At 60.9% G+C, this 17,059-nt stretch carries 19 protein-coding genes; 8 read left to right on the plus strand and 11 right to left on the minus strand.

Annotated features, from left to right (window positions below; translation table 11 throughout):
• Positions 1–272: 272 nt before the first annotated feature.
• Both ssuD and J3O30_RS13080 read right to left on the minus strand, forming a co-directional pair.
• A complete protein-coding gene (ssuD, locus tag J3O30_RS13075; RefSeq protein WP_207580752.1) occupies positions 273–1,448 on the minus strand; it encodes an FMNH2-dependent alkanesulfonate monooxygenase in 1,176 nt (391 codons plus the stop codon).
• Positions 1,449–1,799: 351 nt separating this feature from the next.
• On the minus strand, positions 1,800–2,171 hold the full coding sequence (locus tag J3O30_RS13080; protein WP_207580753.1) for a hypothetical protein: 372 nt from the start codon (positions 2,169–2,171) through the stop codon (positions 1,800–1,802).
• A gap of 163 nt (positions 2,172–2,334) precedes the next feature.
• Here J3O30_RS13080 and J3O30_RS13085 point away from each other — a divergent pair, with 163 nt between their 5' ends.
• Both J3O30_RS13085 and J3O30_RS13090 read left to right on the plus strand, forming a co-directional pair.
• Positions 2,335–3,234 (plus strand): NAD(P)-dependent oxidoreductase, encoded by a 900-nt coding sequence (locus J3O30_RS13085; RefSeq protein WP_207580754.1) that lies wholly within the window; start codon positions 2,335–2,337, stop codon positions 3,232–3,234.
• A gap of 76 nt (positions 3,235–3,310) precedes the next feature.
• Positions 3,311–3,994, plus strand: coding sequence for a DNA alkylation repair protein (locus J3O30_RS13090; protein ID WP_207580755.1), 684 nt, complete (start codon positions 3,311–3,313; stop codon positions 3,992–3,994).
• 51 nt (positions 3,995–4,045) lie between these two features.
• Here the strand turns inward: J3O30_RS13090 and J3O30_RS13095 are convergent, their stop codons facing one another.
• From J3O30_RS13095 to J3O30_RS13115, 5 genes are all read right to left on the minus strand, one after another.
• Complete coding sequence (locus J3O30_RS13095; RefSeq protein ID WP_207580756.1) at positions 4,046–4,942, minus strand: LysR substrate-binding domain-containing protein; 897 nt, start codon at positions 4,940–4,942, stop codon at positions 4,046–4,048.
• Positions 4,943–5,390: 448 nt separating this feature from the next.
• Positions 5,391–6,413, minus strand: a complete 1,023-nt coding sequence (locus tag J3O30_RS13100; protein ID WP_207580757.1) for a porin — start codon at positions 6,411–6,413, stop codon at positions 5,391–5,393.
• A 772-nt stretch (positions 6,414–7,185) separates the two neighbouring features.
• The gene (locus J3O30_RS13105) at positions 7,186–7,674 is read right to left on the minus strand and encodes an Lrp/AsnC family transcriptional regulator (protein ID WP_007629545.1); all 489 of its coding nucleotides are present in this window, start codon (positions 7,672–7,674) and stop codon (positions 7,186–7,188) included.
• A 69-nt stretch (positions 7,675–7,743) separates the two neighbouring features.
• The gene (locus J3O30_RS13110) at positions 7,744–8,376 is read right to left on the minus strand and encodes a uracil-DNA glycosylase family protein (RefSeq protein ID WP_207580758.1); all 633 of its coding nucleotides are present in this window, start codon (positions 8,374–8,376) and stop codon (positions 7,744–7,746) included.
• A 4-nt stretch (positions 8,377–8,380) separates the two neighbouring features.
• Entirely contained in the window at positions 8,381–8,938 is a 558-nt protein-coding gene (locus J3O30_RS13115) for a thermonuclease family protein (RefSeq protein ID WP_207580759.1), read from the minus strand.
• 106 nt (positions 8,939–9,044) lie between these two features.
• Here J3O30_RS13115 and J3O30_RS13120 point away from each other — a divergent pair, with 106 nt between their 5' ends.
• Positions 9,045–10,580 (plus strand): HAMP domain-containing sensor histidine kinase, encoded by a 1,536-nt coding sequence (locus tag J3O30_RS13120; protein WP_207580760.1) that lies wholly within the window; start codon positions 9,045–9,047, stop codon positions 10,578–10,580.
• Between the two features lie 50 nt (positions 10,581–10,630).
• On the opposite strand, the gene J3O30_RS13125 is transcribed toward J3O30_RS13120, so the two are convergent.
• Complete coding sequence (locus tag J3O30_RS13125; protein ID WP_207580761.1) at positions 10,631–11,020, minus strand: diacylglycerol kinase; 390 nt, start codon at positions 11,018–11,020, stop codon at positions 10,631–10,633.
• A gap of 225 nt (positions 11,021–11,245) precedes the next feature.
• On the minus strand, positions 11,246–12,262 hold the full coding sequence (cobT, locus tag J3O30_RS13130) for a nicotinate-nucleotide--dimethylbenzimidazole phosphoribosyltransferase (RefSeq protein ID WP_164011876.1): 1,017 nt from the start codon (positions 12,260–12,262) through the stop codon (positions 11,246–11,248).
• 156 nt (positions 12,263–12,418) lie between these two features.
• On the opposite strand from cobT, the gene J3O30_RS13135 reads away from it, so the two are divergent.
• From J3O30_RS13135 to J3O30_RS13150, 4 genes are all read left to right on the plus strand, one after another.
• Complete coding sequence (locus J3O30_RS13135; RefSeq protein WP_207580762.1) at positions 12,419–13,201, plus strand: adenosylcobinamide-GDP ribazoletransferase; 783 nt, start codon at positions 12,419–12,421, stop codon at positions 13,199–13,201.
• A gap of 18 nt (positions 13,202–13,219) precedes the next feature.
• On the plus strand, positions 13,220–13,438 hold the full coding sequence (locus J3O30_RS13140; protein WP_207580763.1) for a DUF1289 domain-containing protein: 219 nt from the start codon (positions 13,220–13,222) through the stop codon (positions 13,436–13,438).
• Positions 13,435–14,136 carry a TIGR02281 family clan AA aspartic protease gene (locus tag J3O30_RS13145; protein ID WP_207580764.1) on the plus strand — a complete coding sequence of 234 codons (702 nt, stop codon included), beginning with the start codon at positions 13,435–13,437 and terminating at the stop codon, positions 14,134–14,136. Before J3O30_RS13140 ends, J3O30_RS13145 begins: the two co-directional genes overlap by 4 nt.
• A gap of 189 nt (positions 14,137–14,325) precedes the next feature.
• On the plus strand, positions 14,326–14,763 hold the full coding sequence (locus tag J3O30_RS13150; RefSeq protein WP_207580765.1) for an EamA family transporter: 438 nt from the start codon (positions 14,326–14,328) through the stop codon (positions 14,761–14,763).
• 24 nt (positions 14,764–14,787) lie between these two features.
• Here J3O30_RS13150 and J3O30_RS13155 read toward each other — a convergent pair whose 3' ends face one another.
• Positions 14,788–15,210, minus strand: a complete 423-nt coding sequence (locus J3O30_RS13155; protein ID WP_207580766.1) for a hypothetical protein — start codon at positions 15,208–15,210, stop codon at positions 14,788–14,790.
• 140 nt (positions 15,211–15,350) lie between these two features.
• Between J3O30_RS13155 and J3O30_RS13160 the strand changes: the two genes are divergently transcribed.
• Positions 15,351–16,274 (plus strand): LysR family transcriptional regulator, encoded by a 924-nt coding sequence (locus J3O30_RS13160; RefSeq protein ID WP_207580767.1) that lies wholly within the window; start codon positions 15,351–15,353, stop codon positions 16,272–16,274.
• Here J3O30_RS13160 and J3O30_RS13165 read toward each other — a convergent pair.
• A complete protein-coding gene (locus J3O30_RS13165; protein ID WP_207580768.1) occupies positions 16,237–16,974 on the minus strand; it encodes an SDR family oxidoreductase in 738 nt (245 codons plus the stop codon). The two genes, J3O30_RS13160 and J3O30_RS13165, sit on opposite strands and share 38 nt — an antisense overlap.
• Positions 16,975–17,059: the final 85 nt, after the last annotated feature.

Raw genomic sequence — 17,059 nt, forward strand, 5'->3', positions numbered from 1 at the left:
CTAGCCGATGTGGATAAGCCGGCGGACACGACGTTCGGGAAGACTGTGAGGAAATGAAGCATATCTCACTGGCTATAAATCAACGCGTTTCGCTGGATTATGCGCCCCAGGACGATTTCGGCAGGATGGCGCCAAGGTCTCAAACAATGACAATCATCAATACCGAGGATTACGCGATCTGCCGCTCCGAACCGGGCATGGCCGCACTCAACAAAACGCCGAAAGCCACGGGGCGGCTTCCGGCGATATCCTGTTCGGCGTCGCGTCGGAACTCAGGAACCGGAGACGACCTTCAGGTTGCCGCCGTGGCTGCCGCCTGTAAAGACCTGCTTGCCGCCGAATTCGTTATTGAACGCCAGGCGCTGCTGCGCGCGGGTGATGCCGAGCTCGGGGAAGAGCAGCTCGGCGACACGATAGGCTTCCTCCAGATGCGGGTAACCGGAGCCGATCACCGTATCGATGCCGATCTCCTGATATTCGGCAAGGCGCGCGGCAACCGTCTTCGGCGACCCCACAAGCGCGGTGCCGGCACCAGCCCGCACCAGGCCGACACCGGCCCAGAGGTTCGGCGAGACCTCGAGCTTGTCGCGCCGGCCGCTGTGAAGGGCGGCCATACGCTTCTGACCGACCGAGTCGGACTCGTGAACGAAGCGCTCCTGCGCCTCGCGGATCGTATCGTCGTCGAGATGGCGGATCAGCCGCTCCGCCGCCTCCCATGCCTCCTCGTCGGTCTCGCGCACGATGAAGTGCAGGCGGATGCCGAAGGTCACCTCGCGGCCGCGCTCGGCGGCGGCCTTGCGCACCTTGGCGATCTTTTCGGCCACCTGTGCCGGCGGCTCGCCCCAGGTCAGATATTTGTCGACGCGGCCGACCGAGAAATCGATGCCGGCATCCGATGAACCGCCAAAATAAAGCGGCGGACGCGGGTTCTGCACTGAGGGAAAGCCGAGGCGCGCATTTGTCGCCTTAATGTATTTGCCGTCAAAGCTCGCCGTGCCCTTATCCAGCAGTTCCTCGAAGACCGTGAAGAACTCCTCCGCATGGGCATAACGCTCGTCATGTTCGAGATGGATGCCGTCACCGGCAAGCTCGGCCGGACTGCCGCCCACGACGATGTTGAGCAGCAGGCGGCCGTTGGAGATGCGATCGAGCGTCGTCGCAAGTCGCGCGTAATAAGCGGGCGATGCCGTGCCGGGGCGGACCGCCACCAGGAACTGCAGCTTCTCGGTCTTGGCCGCGAGAGCCGCCGCCGTCACGAAGGATTCTTCGCAGGCAACGCCTGTCGGCAGCAGCACGCCGGAATAGCCGAGCCGGTCGACAGCCTGGGCGATCTGCGTGAGATAGCCGATCTCGGGCGCGCGGTTGAGATCGGAGGAACCGAGATAGGTGCCGTCGCCCGATGTCGGGATGAACCAAAGGAAATTGATGGGATCGGATGTGGCGGTCATGGAAACAATCCTTTGCTGCTAAATTCGAAAATCAGCTCGCGCGGTCAAGCTGGGCCCTGGCAGGCGACGACATACGGACGTGCCTGCGCATCGCAGCCGCACGGATGCTTGGGAGGATCATGGCGGCGGGAAGAATTCCGGGGCTTCGTCTGCGCGTGAACATCTGAATATCCTGTCGATCGATGGCGGCCGGCCGGATGCCGTCAATGGTCGCCGTCGATCGCCAGGATACTGGCATAGACTACAAATTATATCGACAATATCAATTTCGCATTGTCATCCGCTTCGGGGAATAATTTTTCCCGTTCAGGCGCTCGTCGACACGGGCCTGCTGATACCGGCCTTCTTCCGCTACCCCTCCCGACGTTCGGCGGCCAGCCGCTCGCGGAGAAAACCGGCCCCACCTGCAAGGCGCGTCGCCAGCAGGCTAGCCGGATCGACCATGCGCCAATAGGGCGTGACCGTCGAAACCGCCTCGCCCTTTTGCAGCGCGTGGAAAGACAGATCGGCGATCGCGCGCAGATGCCGCTGAACGGTGACCGGACAACAGGCGTCCGCCCCGTATTGGGTAGCGAGACGGCGGCGAAGGACGCCAAGCTCGGTGAAAACACCTTCCTGTGCCAACCGAATTTGCGCTGCGACCATCTGCTGCGATGGAATCAGCGTCGCCTGCATTCCACTGCGGCCTTTGCGCCGCGGCTTGATCGTCGGAATTTCGCTCATGTCACCCCCCCGGAACATTTTGCCTGATCCCCATCTAGGGCCTAGGCGAGCGGCGACCAGCCTCCTATGCGTCTATCGGAAGGAACTCCGTCTTCACGGCTTTTCTGCTCCCCCCGTTTCGGTTAATCCTCGGGGCCTCGCACACCCGATAAGGACAGGACATATGGCTAAAGTCGCATTCATCGGTCTCGGCGTCATGGGCTTTCCCATGGCAGGGCATCTGAAGACGAAGGGCGGCCACGATGTCACCGTCTACAACCGAACAGTCGAAAAGGCCGTCGCCTGGGCCGAGAAATTCTCCGGCAAATCCGCTCCCACCCCGGCTGAGGCTGCAGCAGGCGCCGATTTCGTCTTCGTCTGCGTCGGCAATGACGAAGATCTCCGATCGGTGACATCTGGCGAAAACGGCGCCCTGCACGGCATGAAGCCGGGTTCGGTGCTGATCGACAACACCACCGCCAGCGCCGAAGTCGCTCGCGAACTTTATGCCGTGGCAAAGGAAAAAGGCGTCGATTTCATCGACGCTCCCGTCTCCGGCGGCCAGGCCGGCGCTGAAAACGGCGCCCTCACCGTCATGTGCGGTGGCGACGAGGCCGTCTTCGAACGCGCCAGGCCCGTCATCGACGCCTATGCCCGCATGGTCGGTCTGATGGGGCCGGCAGGTTCAGGCCAACTGACCAAGATGGTCAACCAGATCTGCATCGCCGGCCTCGTCCAGGGACTTGCCGAAGCACTGCATTTCGGCAAGCGCGCCGGCCTTGATATTGAAAAGGTCGTCGAGGTTATCTCCAAGGGGGCGGCCGGCTCCTGGCAGATGGAAAACCGCCACAAGACCATGAACGCAGGCAAATATGATTTCGGCTTCGCGGTCGACTGGATGCGCAAGGATCTCGGCATCGTGCTCACCGAAGCGCGCCGCAACGGCGCCAAGCTGCCTGTCACTGCCGTGGTCGACCAATTCTACGGCGACGTACAGGCGATGGGCGGCAATCGCTGGGATACATCCTCGTTGCTCGCCCGCCTGGAACAGGATGATTTTAGTCCCGGTCGGACTAAAATCTGAATCTCGTTCTAAATTGAAGGGACAGGTGCATGATGCCGAAAACCGCTCACACTTTTCGGCATCATCCTGTAGAAAAATGATCACGCCCGCCTCCGACGCAGCCGAACTGATCGCGCATCTCGAAAAGCTGCGTTCGGAGGAAAATATCGCCGGCATGGCGCGCTTCGGCATTGTCACGAACCGCGCCCTCGGCATATCCAATCCCGATATCAAGGTGGTCGCCAGACTGGCGAAGAAGGATCAAGTCCGGGCAGTTCAGCTCTGGCGAAGCGATATCCGTGAAGCCCGCCTGCTCGCCCTGTACACCGCCGAGCCGAAGCGGCTGACGGCAAACAAAGCCCGGAATTGGGCCAATGATTTCAATTCCTGGGAGATCGTCGATTGCCCCGCCGATCTCTTCATCGAGGCCGCGCTGGACGAGCTCATCCCAGAATTCGCCGACGACGAGCGCGAATTTGTCAAGCGCACTGCCTTCGCCATGATTGCCGGCGCAGCCGTCCATTGCAAAAAGGAGCCCGACGCCACCATCCTTGCCTGGCTGCCGCTGATCAAGGCTCATTCCGGCGACCCTCGAAACTTCGTCCGCAAGGCGGTCAACTGGGCGCTTCGCAGCATCGGAAAGCGCAATCTCGCCTGCCATGCACCGGCGCTGGCCCTCGCAAGAGCCTTGGCCGAAAGCTCTGATAAAACCGCTCGCTGGATCGGCAAGGATGCCAACAGGGAACTGGCCGGCGAAAAGCTGCTGGCACGGCTGCGATAAAGCGGATGCCGGCTTCAAACCTGAAGCCCCTTCTTGGTCAATGCTGCTTCATCAATGCTGCCGGGATTTTTCGACCAGGAAATCGATCAGCACCCGCACAGCCGGCGGCATGCCCTTCGCGGTCGTGAAGACGATATAGAACTGGCTCTCCTCCGACTGCCATTCCGGCAGCACTCGCACCAGCTTGCCAGCCTGGAGATCGGCCTCGCAGGCACTTTCGAGCAAAAGCCCGAAGCCGAGGCCGGCACGGGCCGCGTCGAGGATGGCGGTCATGCTCCGACAGGTCAGCCGCGGCTGATGCCGAATCACCTGTCTGGCGTCATCTGGACCGATCAATTCCCAGGTGTGGAACGACACCCATGACGTCATTGCCAGCGTCGGAAGCTCGGCGAGCTCGTCCACACAATTCAAGCAGCCGGTGCGCTCGACCAGCGAGGGACTTGCGACGAGAATACGCCGCGCCCGGTCAAGCTTGCGCATCGTCAGGCTCGTCTGCGTCTCCGGCTCGTTGGTCGCCCTCACCTCAAGATCGATCCGTTCGTTGATGAGGTCAGCGCGCCGGTCGGAGCCGATGATCTGCAGCTTGATCTTCGGATAGCGCTCCAGGAATTCAGGCAGGATTCCGCCGACCGAAATGTCGACGAGACCGAGAGGGCAGCCCATCCGCACCACGCCTTGCGGGTCGGATTGAGCCTCGCTGACGATTGATTTGGCGCGGTCGGCCTCCTGCAAGATGGTCTGGCATCTTTCGTAGAAAGCCTGGCCGATCTCTGTCACCCGGAAGTGACGAGTCGAGCGTTCTATAAGCCTTGCGCCAAGCCCGTCCTCAAGGCGGCTGACCCGCCTGCTCAACTTCGATCGCGGTATCTTCAGATCGCGACTTGCAGAAGCGAAGCCGCCGCTGGAGACGACAGCGGCGAAATAATAGTAGTCGTTGAGATCGTCCATACAAGCTGCCCGAGAGAAGGAAATGAATGCCAGCCCCCTGCAAGGGGTTGTATCGTCTCTCCAACAAAGCTGTAATCACATTGTCGGCATTGGACTTTCTTTTCACGACCTGTTGCGGCCAAGCCTGGCGAGGCCGACTACGAGAAAGGACCAATAGCTCCCTTACGGTGATGCTATCGATCAATCCAGCTCGCTTGAAAATTGAAAAAGGGAGTGCCTCGAGAGACGGTCCACGCAAGAAGCCGGCGTGCAATACGCAACATCCGCTCCGGTTCACCTGAAAAGGCTGTGCTGAAAGACTGCCTTGAAGACTGCACGTCAAAAACGCTGCAAGGACGGCCCGGCAGGGAAGACCGGACCCGTCCCCGTAGCTGATCGGAGGTCACTCGGATCAGAAACTGATTTGAAGTGCCCCCGGCCCGAAGGCCGGGAGCATTCACTAAGTTGATTAGAACGAACGCTGCAGACGGAAGTAGCCCGTCGTGGAGTCGTCGCCATCATCCGGATCGAGGTACTGAACCGAAGCCTTGGCGTAGAAGTTGTCGACGATCTGGTAATCAACTGTCAGACCGACTTTCCAAGCATCGCCGAGACCGTCGAAGTCATCCGGAACGGCCTTGTCGCCACCGAAGTAGTTGCCGTAGTACTGAACGGCCGGGGTGATCTTCAGCTTGTCGGTTGCCTTGATGGCGTATTCGGCTGCAATAGCCCATTCAGCCGAGGAGTAGTAGGAGTTTGGTCCGGAAGAGTATACGCCAGCGAGGCCGAGCGTGCCGGGGCCGATTTCAACCGTACCCATAGCGCGGATTGCGCCGTCTTCGTTGTCGAAGTCCCAGCCGCCAGTGACCTGGTAGCTGAAGGCACCAGCCGTGCCGCCGACGCCGAAGGCAACGCCAACGTTGTTTGCTTCTTCGTCGCCCTTGTAAACGCCGTCTTCCAGTTCGTCGACGCTGAGGCCAGCGTAGAAGGTGCCGCTTTCATACTGATAGCGCATGGAGTTGTGGAGCGTTACAACCGAACCGATGTCGTCGGTTTCGCCGGAGAGGCCATCGTCCCACCAGCTGTAGAAGAGACCAGCGCGGAAGCCCGCGATGTCGAGGTAAGCGGAGTCGAGAATAGCGTCCTGATCGGTGGCGTTGTCAGCATTGAACTGCATGACGATGACGCCGGTCAGCGGACCATACTCGGTATCGCTCTTGGCCGTGAACTGAACCTGACCGCGGGTAACCGCATCCCAGTCAGAATCGCCGCCGACATCTTCGCCAACGTTGACCTGGAAACGGATGTAGCCTTCGATCTTGAGGCAGGTTTCGGTGCCCGGGATGTAGAAGTAGCCGGTGCCGTAAGCGTCGCAGACGCGAACGTATTCAACCGGTTCCGGCTCAGCAGCAACGATAGCGTCAGCTGCAAGAACCGGCGTCGATGCAGCAAATGCTGCTGCTGATGCAAGCAAAACCATTCTGATGTTCATTTACCAATCCATTCCTTTGTCGATCGGGGCTGGCTTCCAATCGGATAGTCGATTTGAAGCCGGCCCAGTTTGAACAGCCATCTCGGCGTGCGGATCGATCGAACCGCCAAACCGTCATCACATACAAGGCCCTATCAAGCAATTCTCGATACATGCAGGATGGGGCCCCGACAGTAACTTTCACCGGCGACGTGATTTTTATACAACAATTTCAATTATGTAGGCCAAACAAACGCCAAACGGCTCCGCGACGGAAATCCTCCATCGCAAGCCGCAAACACTACGCCCCATTTTGTCAAATTCTCCACCATCCGACCCCCGTCGAACATACTGGTGAAGCGCACAAACTCTACCGCCGGCTAATGGACAGATACAAGGCAGCGGTTTAGAACATGGTGTCCTGAATTCGATTCCAATGAGACAAAATGATGACATGGCGCTCATTGGTTCCATGCAACATACCCCCGTATTCCTTACCAGGCTATGTATTTCGAGAACCTTGGCGCAATTCGAGCGTTTTTTCGCTATTTTTCGGGATTTTCTGCAATCGGGTCACAATCTGCTGAGAGCTTTGCCTTTCGGCTCAGTCACTCTTTTCGTGGTCGGATTGTCTCTGCAGCCTCAATCCAAGGGGAATGGGGCTCACGTGCGGCCGCAGTCTGCAAACCATCTTAGTGGGTTTAGATGATTGCCTCGGGCGCCCGCAGGCCACATCTCGAATCAACCTTATTGGGTAGTCTCCCGTGCGATCGCAGATCACACGGGGAGAGCTTCAATCCTCGTTGGATTTGGCATTATCGAGAAGCATATAGTCGAGCGGCAACTGCGTCGAATACTTGATCTGCTCCATCGCGAAGGCGGAGGAGACGTCGCGAATCTCGATCTTGGCGATCATCCGCTTATAAAAAGCGTCATAGGCTGCGATATCGGGCACCACGACTCGCAAGAGATAGTCGACATCGCCGCTCATCCGGTAGAATTCGACTACTTCGGGGAACTCGGCGACCACCTCGGAAAAGCGCCGCAGCCATTCGATCGAATGGGTGGCGGTGCGAATCGACACGAAGACGGTGACCTTGGTGTTGACCTTCTCCGGATCAAGGATGGCGACCCGGCGCTTGATGACGCCGTCTTCTTCCATTTTCTGAATGCGCCGCCAGCATGGGGTCGTCGAAAGTCCGACTTTTTTGGCGAGATCGGCCACGGCAAGCGTCGAATCTTCTTGCAGCAGACGCAGTATTTTTCGGTCGAGGCGGTCCATGCGCACAACAGTCCTTTCGAATTATTTTCTTTGTATAACTCGATTCCGCGCGACGAAAAGAATTTTGTTTCAGGAAAGCAGCATTTTCGTTCGATCCTGTAGGATCGGGAGCAATTCTTTCTCGAACCACGGATTGCGCTTCAGCCAGCCGCTGTTGCGCCAGCTGGGATGTGGCAACGGCAGCACCGCCGGCAACCGGTTGGACAGAAGACTGTTACGCCACGCCCGCACCGTCTCGGTCATATTGCCCTGTCTTTCGCCGGCCATATGCCAAGCCTGGGCATATTGGCCGATGACCAGCACCAGTTCGATCTGCGGCATCGCCGAAATCACCCTTCGCCGCCAGAACGGCGCGCATTCGCGACGCGGCGGCAGATCCCCGCCTTTGTCGTCATAGCCGGGAAAGCAGAAGCCCATGGGCACGATGGCGAATCGGTCTCGGTCGTAGAAGCTTGCCCTGTCAACGCCGAGCCATGAACGCAACCGGTCGCCCGAAGCATCGTCGAACGGCAAGCCGCTCTCATGGACCCGAAGCCCGGGCGCCTGCCCGGCGATCAGGATTCGCGCGCTCGATGAGATCACCGCCACCGGCCGCGGCTCGTGCGGCAGCCGATATTCGAGGCCTTTCGCCGGCGTGTCACGACAGATGCGGCAGGAAGCTATCTCCCGCCGCAATGTCTCCAGCTCGGCTTCGTCGGTCATGGCTTCACTCCCATCCGACGATCCGCCTGATAAAGCGCAGCGGGCCATCGAAACCGGAACTCTGGCGCGCATGATCACGCACATCGCGCGGCCGCTCGAAAGTGCCGGCCCAGAGGCCCGCCTTCGCAGCCTTCGCCTCTGTCTCTTCCCTGGCATAACCGCCATAGGAGATGGCCATGCCCCGGCGCACCATGGCGGCATTGATGTCGCCGCCCGCCCCGCTCCGGCAGATGACAAGCAGCCTGTCATAACGGTCGCGCCGGCTGCCCTGGCAAAGCGTTCCCGATGCCAGGACCAGGCCTTGCAGCGCCTCGCGCGCCGCCCGGCCGCAGGCCCAGGACTCGCCCGCCCGGATACAGCTCTGGTTGAGTTCCGGTGCATCGATGCCTTCCAGGCGCAAACGTTCGTCTCCTAATGTCAGACTGTCGCCGTCGGCAGCATGGAAAGCGCCCGCATGCTCAATTTTTGCTGCATCGTTGAGTTTGGCGGCGATCAGCGCCACGAGCGCCAGCAGGGCAAAAGCGGTCACGCCGTCGCGAATCAGGCGCAGGCTCCGTGTCACGCTTTTGCCTCCTTAAAAAACAAATCCTTGGCAAAGATGGCAAACATCTTCTTAAGAATTGTCGGTTAAGCTCTTATCCACCCTGGGATGAAGTTTCAACGTGCACATGAGTACCGGCGTAAGCACATCGACCGACAAGATCATCGTCGACAGGTCGCGCAGCCACCGCAACAAGGCCGTTTCCAAGGCCGTGCGGCAGACGCGCGAACGTCTTCAGTCCGGTCATGCGTCCAATTCCTCCTTCGACCGTGACGTGCTCAAGATGTATGTGGCGTCGATGCTGCAGGGCGCGACGATCATGCCGCTCTTCGTCGTCATCATCACCGCGCTTGGCGTTTATTTCACCCAAGATACGCAATTGCTCTTCTGGGCGCTGCTGACGCTCATCTGTCACACCGGCAATATCCTGCTTGCGCGACGTGCGCGCCGGCAGGAAATCACCCCGGAGAGCGCCCGCAAATGGCACCGCCTGCTGTTGTTCGGCCAATTCCTGCTCGGCTGCTGCTGGGCCATATTCGCGCTGCAGGGTTGCGATATCTGCGAGCCGTCCAGCTTCATTCTTTATAAGGGCGCGACGCTGCTGATCGCACTCTCCGTCACGGCGATGTCAAACTTTATGCTGACGCCGACGGTGCTCGTCTCCTTCGCGCCAGCGGTCCTGGCGCTCGCCGCCAAGAGCGGCCTGTCGCGCGACCTCCTTGAAATCAGCCTGACGGTGCTCTTCACCACCACCCTCGTCTTCTTCAACTATATCAGCGACCGGCTCTTCAAGTCGAGCCTCAGGATCCTCTCCTACCAGTCGGAGAAGGATGACCTCATTGCCGAGCTTGAAGTGGCGAAATCGATGTCGGATGAGGCTCGCCGCCGAGCTGAAGAGGCAAACCTCGCCAAGTCCCGCTTCCTTGCCTCCATGTCACACGAGCTCAGGACCCCGCTCAATGCCATCCTTGGTTTCTCCGAGGTGATGTCGGCCGAAGTCATGGGACCGCTCGCCAATCCGACCTACAAGGAATATGCCGGCGATATCCACCGGTCCGGCCAACATCTGCTTGATCTCATCAACGAGATTCTCGACCTCTCCCGCATCGAAGCCGGCAAGTACGAGCTGAGCGAGGAGGCGATCTCGCTGCTCGATATCACCGAGGATTGCATCGGCATGGTCCAGCTGCGCGCCCGCGCCAAGAACATCGCCATTTCGGATCAATTCGAACGGCAGCTGCCAGCCATCTGGGCAGACGAGAAGTCGATGCGCCAGGTGGTGCTCAACCTTCTCTCCAACGCCGTCAAGTTCACCCCACAGGGCGGCGAAATCCACGTCAAGGTCGGCTGGACGGCCGGCGGCGGGCAGTACATCTCGATCAAGGACAACGGGCCCGGCATTCCGGAGGAAGAGATCCCCGTTGTCCTTTCGGCCTTCGGTCAGGGCTCGATCGCCATTAAGAGCGCCGAACAGGGCACCGGCCTCGGCCTGCCGATCGTCCAGGCGATCCTTGCCAAGCATGACGGACAGTTCCTGCTGAAATCGAAGCTGCGCGAGGGAACCGAAGTGATCGCCATCCTGCCCGCCAGGCGCGTGCTTCAGAGCCTGCCGGCTGTGGAAGAGGCTCAGGCGGTCGCGCGCAAGCGCAAGAGTTTTGCCTGATCAAGCTGGGCACGATGTTCTGATTCAGCCCCGTAGGATTATCGGCCTGATCACACCGGGCTGAAGAACAGGTGCCTGCCGAGGACGAAGGCGAGATAGAGGCAGCAGGCGGCGATCATGCAGGTCACCGCGAAGGAACCGAGATCCTTGGCATGTTTGCCGACGATCGAAATCTCCGGCGAAATCCGGTCGATCACCTCCTCGACGGCGGTATTCATCGCCTCCATCGAAAAGAGCCCGAGAAACAGAAGCACCGCAACGACGATCTCCCCGGCAGTTGCCCCCACCAATGCCAGCGTCGCGATCGAAACGACGAAAAAACCGAGTTCCTGGCGGAAGGCTGCCTCTTTCATCACGCGCAGGAAGCCCGCCCAGGAATAGCCGGCGGCGGCGGTGAAATGTCGAAATCCAGTCTCTTTCGTCACCGCAGGCTTCGTCAAGACGCCTCTCTCCTCTTGCAGACTGGGAAAGACTTTGCCTTCCCTTGATGACTCGCAGGTACCCAATCCATTTGATCGGCGCAAGCCAACCCGAGAGCGGATCGGCGACCGACCACTCGCACCAAAGCGCGTCGCGATCTTTCAGATTCGCTTCTCGCGCTTTAGGTCTTTGTTTTTACGCATGTCGCTATCGCAAAACCGCGGCACACTTTTGCGCGACATTCTTTAATGCTTATTCGTGACACCCGCCTGGGCGAAGGTCGCCATGCCGGAATGGCAGGCGGCAGCGGCCTTGACGATCCCTGCGGCAAGCGCTGCCCCGGTGCCTTCGCCGAGCCGCATGCCGAGCGCCAGAAGCGGCGTCTTGCCGAGCATCTCGATCGAGCGCAGATGTCCGGGTTCGCCGGAGACATGGCCGATCAGGCAATGATCGAGCGCGGACGGATTGGCAGCTTTCAGGATTGCCGCCGCCGCGGTCGCAACATAACCGTCGATCAGCACAGGAATGCGTTCCATGCGGGCGGCGAGAATGGCCCCGGCCATCGCCGCGATCTCGCGGCCGCCAAGCCGCCGCATGATCTCGAGCGGATCATCGAGGTGATCGCCATGCAACGCCACTGCCTTTTCCACCGCCGCGATCTTGCGCTCCAGCATCTCGCCTGCGGAACCGGTGCCGGGCCCAACCCAGTCTCGCGCCGAACCACCGTAGAGCGCATAGTTGATGGCCGCCGCGATCGTCGTATTGCCGATGCCCATTTCGCCGATGCACAGCAGGTCGGTGCCGCCGGCGATCGCCTCCATGCCGAAGGCCATCGTCGCGGCGCAATCGCGCTCGGAAAGCGCTGCCTCTTCGGTGATGTCGCCGGTGGGATAATCCAGCGCCAGGTCGAAGACTTTCAACCCGAGATCATAGGCGACACAGATCTGATTGATCGCAGCACCCCCGGCCGCAAAGTTCTCGACCATCTGCTGCGTCACTGCCGGCGGAAACGGCGTGATTCCCTGCCTGGTGACGCCGTGATTACCGGCAAAGATCGCCACCAGCGGCCGGTTGACGGCAGGGGTTCGGCCCGTCCAGGCGGCAAGCCAGAAGGCGATTTCCTCGAGCCGTCCGAGCGCGCCCGGCGGCTTGGTCAGTTGCGCGTCACGTTCGCGCGCCGCCACCAGCGCACGGGCATCCGGCCCCGGCAGGTCACGAAGCAGGGTACGGAAATCGTCGAACGGCAGGCCTGAAACGCTCATCTGTGCGGTTTTCCTATGAATCCGGGTATTCTTGTTTTTTTCACGCAAATCAGCTTCTTTGCGGGTCGCAACTCTCTTAAAGCGGGCCGACGAGGCGAACAACTCCAAAAGCGCGCCCGCGACCATACGCCGAAACCTACGGCAGAACGAAGCAGAATGAAGATCAAGGACCTTGCGGTCGATACCGCCCGCGCCGTCGCCTTCCTCAGCCGCATTCCCATGCCGCAATCGCTGTTCAAAGGCTATGACGGCAGGCTCGGCAGACTGGTGCGCGCTTTTCCCTTCGCCGGCATCGTCATCGGCTTCGTCCCCGCGCTTGCCCTCCTCTTGGCTTTGGGGCTGCATGCCGATCCGCTGATGGCGGCCCTGATCGCGCTTTCGATCCAGGTTCTCGCCACCGGCGCGCTGCACGAGGACGGGCTGGCCGATACGGCCGATGGCATTGGCGGCGGCAAGAGCCGCGAGCACAGCCTCGTCATCATGAAGGACAGCCGGATCGGCACCTATGGAGCGATAGCGCTGATCCTCTCCTTCGCGATCCGCGCCGCAGCACTTGCCGCCATCGCCCGCCACGCCTCGCCGCTCACATCGGCCCTTGCCATTCCCGCCGTCGCGGCGCTCAGCCGCGGGGCCATCGCCTGGCACTGGCAGCGGCTGCCGCCGGCAAAGGCCGATGGCGTCGCCGCCTCGACCGGCCAGCCGGACGAGGCGGCGATGCAGTTTGCGCTCGCTTCGGCCGGCCTCGTTGCAGCACTTCTGATCTGGCCTGCCTTCGGCTTGCGGCCGCTGGTCGCAAGCCTGCTTGCCACGGGCATCGCAGGGCTTGCCTTCACCGCATTCATCCGCCGCAAGCTTGCAGGCCACACCGGCGACACGCTGGGCGCGACGCAGCAAATTTGCGAGATCGCCAGCCTTTGCGCCCTTGCCACGGCTCTTTGAAACTCCGATATATCGCTCATGCAAACACCCTGCATTCACCTCTGCTCCCTGGAGCCCGCCACCGGATTTTGCGCCGGATGCGGCCGGACTCTTCAGGAAATCGGCAGCTGGGTGAGCTACTCCGACACCGAGCGAAGAGGGATCATGGCGCTGCTGCCGGCAAGGCTTGCAGGCGCCGCCGCGGTATCGAACCACAGGAAAACGGGCCTTTCCAGCCGGCCGGAGCGGCCTTTATGATCCGTTTGACCGTCTTTCTCGTCGTCATCGGCCTCGGCCTTGCCGTGCTGATCGTCAGCAATGACAGCAGCCGGATCCTCGGCCTGCAGAGCGATGATTTCGGCCGTGTCGTCTATCTGCTGCCGATCGCACTGATGTTGTCGGCCGGCATTTGGGCGAGCCGGCGCAGCATTGGCGAAACAGTGCGCCAGATGATGATCTGGCTGGTCATCATCCTGACGCTCGCGACCGTCTATCTCTATCGCCAGGAAGCACTCGGCGTCGGCAACAGGCTGCTCGCCGGCCTCGTTCCCGGCCGCGCCGTCGTCGTCACCACCAGCGAGGGCGGCCAGGAGATCATTCTGCACAAGCTGCTGAACGGCCATTTCGAAGCCGATGTCGCTGTCAACGGCCAAACGATCCAGATGCTCGTCGATACCGGCGCCAGCATGGTGGCGCTGTCGCGCGAAGATGCCGAGCGGATCGGGATCGATCTCTCCCGCCTCACCTATTCCATGACCATCATGACCGCCAACGGTCGTGGCCGCGCAGCACCCCTCACGCTCGATCAGGTGGCAATCGGCCCGATCGTCCGCGACAATGTCGCAGCCAGCGTCGCCGAGGACGGCCGGCTCGACCAGAGCCTGCTCGGCATGAGCTTTCTGGAAACGCTGGGTTCCCTGCAGATGCAGACCGACGAACTGCGCATGCGCGACTGAGGTCTGGGGCGCAGCGCTCACGATCCGCTGCTACGGCTTTACGGCGGCGGTCGGATCTGTCACCCTCACGCGCAACAACAAGACCACAAAGAGCAAAAAGAAACTCCTAGTCTGGTGGCATCCCCGCATGCTGGACCGGCCTTCGCCCGAGGCGAGGCCTTGATCCATGGGTGAAGCAGGAGTTTCGCGATGAATTCACTCTGGCCGATCGTCATCGGCGGCGTTCTCCCCGCCATTTTCTGGGGCGTCACCGCCATCTTCCAGAAGCAGAGCGCCACGGCTGCCACCGGCTCCGCCGTCTATCTCATCGCCTTCGGCGCTGCCTGCGCCCTTGCCGGCCTGATCGCCGCGCTGCTCTGGCGCCCAGCCCCCTGGACCGCTGAAGGTCTTGGTTTTGCCGCCACCGCAGGCGCCTGCTTCGCCGTCGGCACCGGCCTCATCAGCTTTGCACTTTTCGCTTACGGCGTCCCGGTCTCGAAACTCGCGCCGATCTGGAGCTGCAACGTGCTGGTAACGCTAGCAATCGGCGCCTTGTTTCTCGGCGAGGCCTCAGAGCTCAACACAGTCAAGCTCGCCGCTGGCACGCTCCTCATACTGTCCGGCGCTCTCCTTGTCAGCAGTGCCTGAGGGGAAATAAGCACGATAAGACGATCAAAAGGAGACAAGGACTTCGCCGATTATCGGTCGCTGCCTTACAACCAGCGGAACCGCGATACCGAAGTCAGGCTCGCCCAAAAAGATGTCGGCCGTAACTCGCCGGCCGGAGAAATCGATGCGCGATCGCGAACGTATGAAGGAACAGGGAGACCAGCAATAGATGCGCAGTTCACCATCCCCCTTCAAGCCCGAATACACCGTAATCGCGAGATGGACGGCGGGATCGGCATGGTCGATAAGGTCGCAAGCAACATCCGGGACGCATGATACCTCAGCAGAGATCGGCTCGTTTTGCCCCATGACCACGGCATATGTGACTTTGACGGGCGCTGCGGCCTCGTGCGACCGACTTTCTTGTGGGTTTAAGCAGAGAAGCGTGGCAATCGCGAAGAATTCAAACACGCTGCTGGTGATCATCCCCTTGCCCCCGCGACCGATGACAGCAACGCTGGATATTTTTCGTGTTAAAATTGCGGCGCTTCTTAGCCAAACGCTGCTCCATTGCCGGCCGGTCCTCTTTGCTGATATTCTGCTCCTGCGCAATGCCGGAACCTGACATGACTCCACGACAACTGAAGACGTTCCTTGCGGTCATCCACCACGGAAACCTCACCCGCGCCGCCGCCGAGGTCAATCTCGCCCAATCGAGCCTCAGCGATCAGATACAGGCGCTGGAAGAGGAATTGGGCGCCGAGCTCTTTCTCCGATCCCGGCAAGGCGTCATCCCCACGCCGGCAGCAGCAGCCTTGAAGGCCTATGCGGAAGAGATCTTGGCGCTGAATAGCGAGGCGAAGGACGCCGTCCGCTCTGCCGCCGGCAATGCCGAACAATCTGTCATACTGGGCACGCTCGAAACCATCGCCACTGAAAGGCTGGCGCACTGGCTCTCCCTCTTCGGTAGGCAGAACCCCGGCCTTGCTCTCAAACTCAAGGTTGGCGGCAGTAGCGAATTGCATGCGCAATTGCAGCACGGCTCGATCGACGTCGCCTTCACCTTCGATCGCGGCCAGCAGAACGAGCGCTTCGCGACGCGCCGCATCTCCAGCGAGCCGCTGGTGTTGATCGCCGGCGGCAACTCGCAAGCCCAGCCGCCGGCAAGCCTCTTAGCGCTGCGCACCGCCCCGTTCATCGCGACCGCAGCCGGCTGCATCTATCGCCACCTGTTCGATACCGCCTTTGCAGAAGCAGGCTTGAATGCGCCGGCCATTGTCGCGGAAGCCGACAGCGTCGCAACGATCATCCGCCTCGTTGCATCAGGCGCCGGCTACGGCCTAGTCCCGTGTCTCGCGGTCGGGGCGTCCGCTTCGCGCGACGATGTCGTCGAACTGCCTTGGCCGGGCCAACCGCTGGCCGCCTCGCTGGTGATGATGTGGCGGCGCAGGCGGGTTCAGCCGCCGGCGCTCACCCTCCTGCTGCAATCGGCCAGCGAAGAGCTTTCACCGGTCAGACCAGCCGATGCCCGCCTTCGACATGCAGAATAGTGCCTGTGGTGAAACCGTTGCCGATCAGGAAGCGGATCGCATCGGCGATATCTTCCGGCTGGCCGACACGCCCGGCCGGCAGGCGCTGCGCCATCGCCTCGAGCGTTGCCTGCTTGGCGTCACCCGCAACGACGCTCCAGATCGGCGTATCCACCCATCCCGGCGACACGGCATTGATACGGAGCGGTGCCAGTTCGACGGCGAGCGCCCTGACCAGACCTTCGAGTGCCGCATTGACGGCGGCGACCACAGATCCGCGCGCCGCCGGTCGATAGGCCGCGATACCTGACGTAAAGGTGATCGATCCTGACGGCGGCAGATGGGCGGCGCCATATTTCGCCAGCAGCAGCGGCCCGTAGAACTTGCTCTCGACCACCCGTTGCGCTGCGGCAAGCTCGATCGACGGCAGCAACTGATAGGCGCCTTCAATATCGGCGGCCGTGCTGACGATATGGTCGACCGGTCCGCTATCCCGAAACAGCGCCGCGACCTCCTCCTCCCGCGATATATCGACAGCGCACGCCCCGAGTTTCGGATGGTCGCCGAGCTGGCGGCAAGCCGCCGCAAGCCTCTCTTTATTGCGCCCGGCGATCGTCACCGACGCCCCCTCATCGAGCAGGCGCCTAGCAAGCGCCAATCCCATGCCCGAGCTGCCGCCGACGATCAACACCTTCGCACCTTCGATCCTGATTTTAGTCATCTCGCATCTCCATTTGAATGAGAGAGCAGATGCCTCGGGTCGAAGCGGAAGAAAAACGGAAGAAACCGATAGCATCATCGGCTTT

This window comes from Rhizobium sp. NZLR1 (genome assembly GCF_017357385.1).
Taxonomy (GTDB): Bacteria; Pseudomonadota; Alphaproteobacteria; order Rhizobiales; family Rhizobiaceae; genus Rhizobium.

Coding starts and splice junctions, on each gene's coding strand:
- ssuD (WP_207580752.1), bottom strand. CDS start 1,448: ATGACCGCCACATCCGATCCCATCAATTTCCTTTGGTTCATCCCGACA.
- J3O30_RS13080 (WP_207580753.1), bottom strand. CDS start 2,171: ATGAGCGAAATTCCGACGATCAAGCCGCGGCGCAAAGGCCGCAGTGGA.
- J3O30_RS13085 (WP_207580754.1), top strand. CDS start 2,335: ATGGCTAAAGTCGCATTCATCGGTCTCGGCGTCATGGGCTTTCCCATG.
- J3O30_RS13090 (WP_207580755.1), top strand. CDS start 3,311: ATGATCACGCCCGCCTCCGACGCAGCCGAACTGATCGCGCATCTCGAA.
- J3O30_RS13095 (WP_207580756.1), bottom strand. CDS start 4,942: ATGGACGATCTCAACGACTACTATTATTTCGCCGCTGTCGTCTCCAGC.
- J3O30_RS13100 (WP_207580757.1), bottom strand. CDS start 6,413: ATGAACATCAGAATGGTTTTGCTTGCATCAGCAGCAGCATTTGCTGCA.
- J3O30_RS13105 (WP_007629545.1), bottom strand. CDS start 7,674: ATGGACCGCCTCGACCGAAAAATACTGCGTCTGCTGCAAGAAGATTCG.
- J3O30_RS13110 (WP_207580758.1), bottom strand. CDS start 8,376: ATGACCGACGAAGCCGAGCTGGAGACATTGCGGCGGGAGATAGCTTCC.
- J3O30_RS13120 (WP_207580760.1), top strand. CDS start 9,045: ATGAGTACCGGCGTAAGCACATCGACCGACAAGATCATCGTCGACAGG.
- cobT (WP_164011876.1), bottom strand. CDS start 12,262: ATGAGCGTTTCAGGCCTGCCGTTCGACGATTTCCGTACCCTGCTTCGT.
- J3O30_RS13135 (WP_207580762.1), top strand. CDS start 12,419: ATGAAGATCAAGGACCTTGCGGTCGATACCGCCCGCGCCGTCGCCTTC.
- J3O30_RS13140 (WP_207580763.1), top strand. CDS start 13,220: ATGCAAACACCCTGCATTCACCTCTGCTCCCTGGAGCCCGCCACCGGA.
- J3O30_RS13145 (WP_207580764.1), top strand. CDS start 13,435: ATGATCCGTTTGACCGTCTTTCTCGTCGTCATCGGCCTCGGCCTTGCC.
- J3O30_RS13150 (WP_207580765.1), top strand. CDS start 14,326: ATGAATTCACTCTGGCCGATCGTCATCGGCGGCGTTCTCCCCGCCATT.
- J3O30_RS13155 (WP_207580766.1), bottom strand. CDS start 15,210: ATGATCACCAGCAGCGTGTTTGAATTCTTCGCGATTGCCACGCTTCTC.
- J3O30_RS13160 (WP_207580767.1), top strand. CDS start 15,351: ATGACTCCACGACAACTGAAGACGTTCCTTGCGGTCATCCACCACGGA.
- J3O30_RS13165 (WP_207580768.1), bottom strand. CDS start 16,974: ATGACTAAAATCAGGATCGAAGGTGCGAAGGTGTTGATCGTCGGCGGC.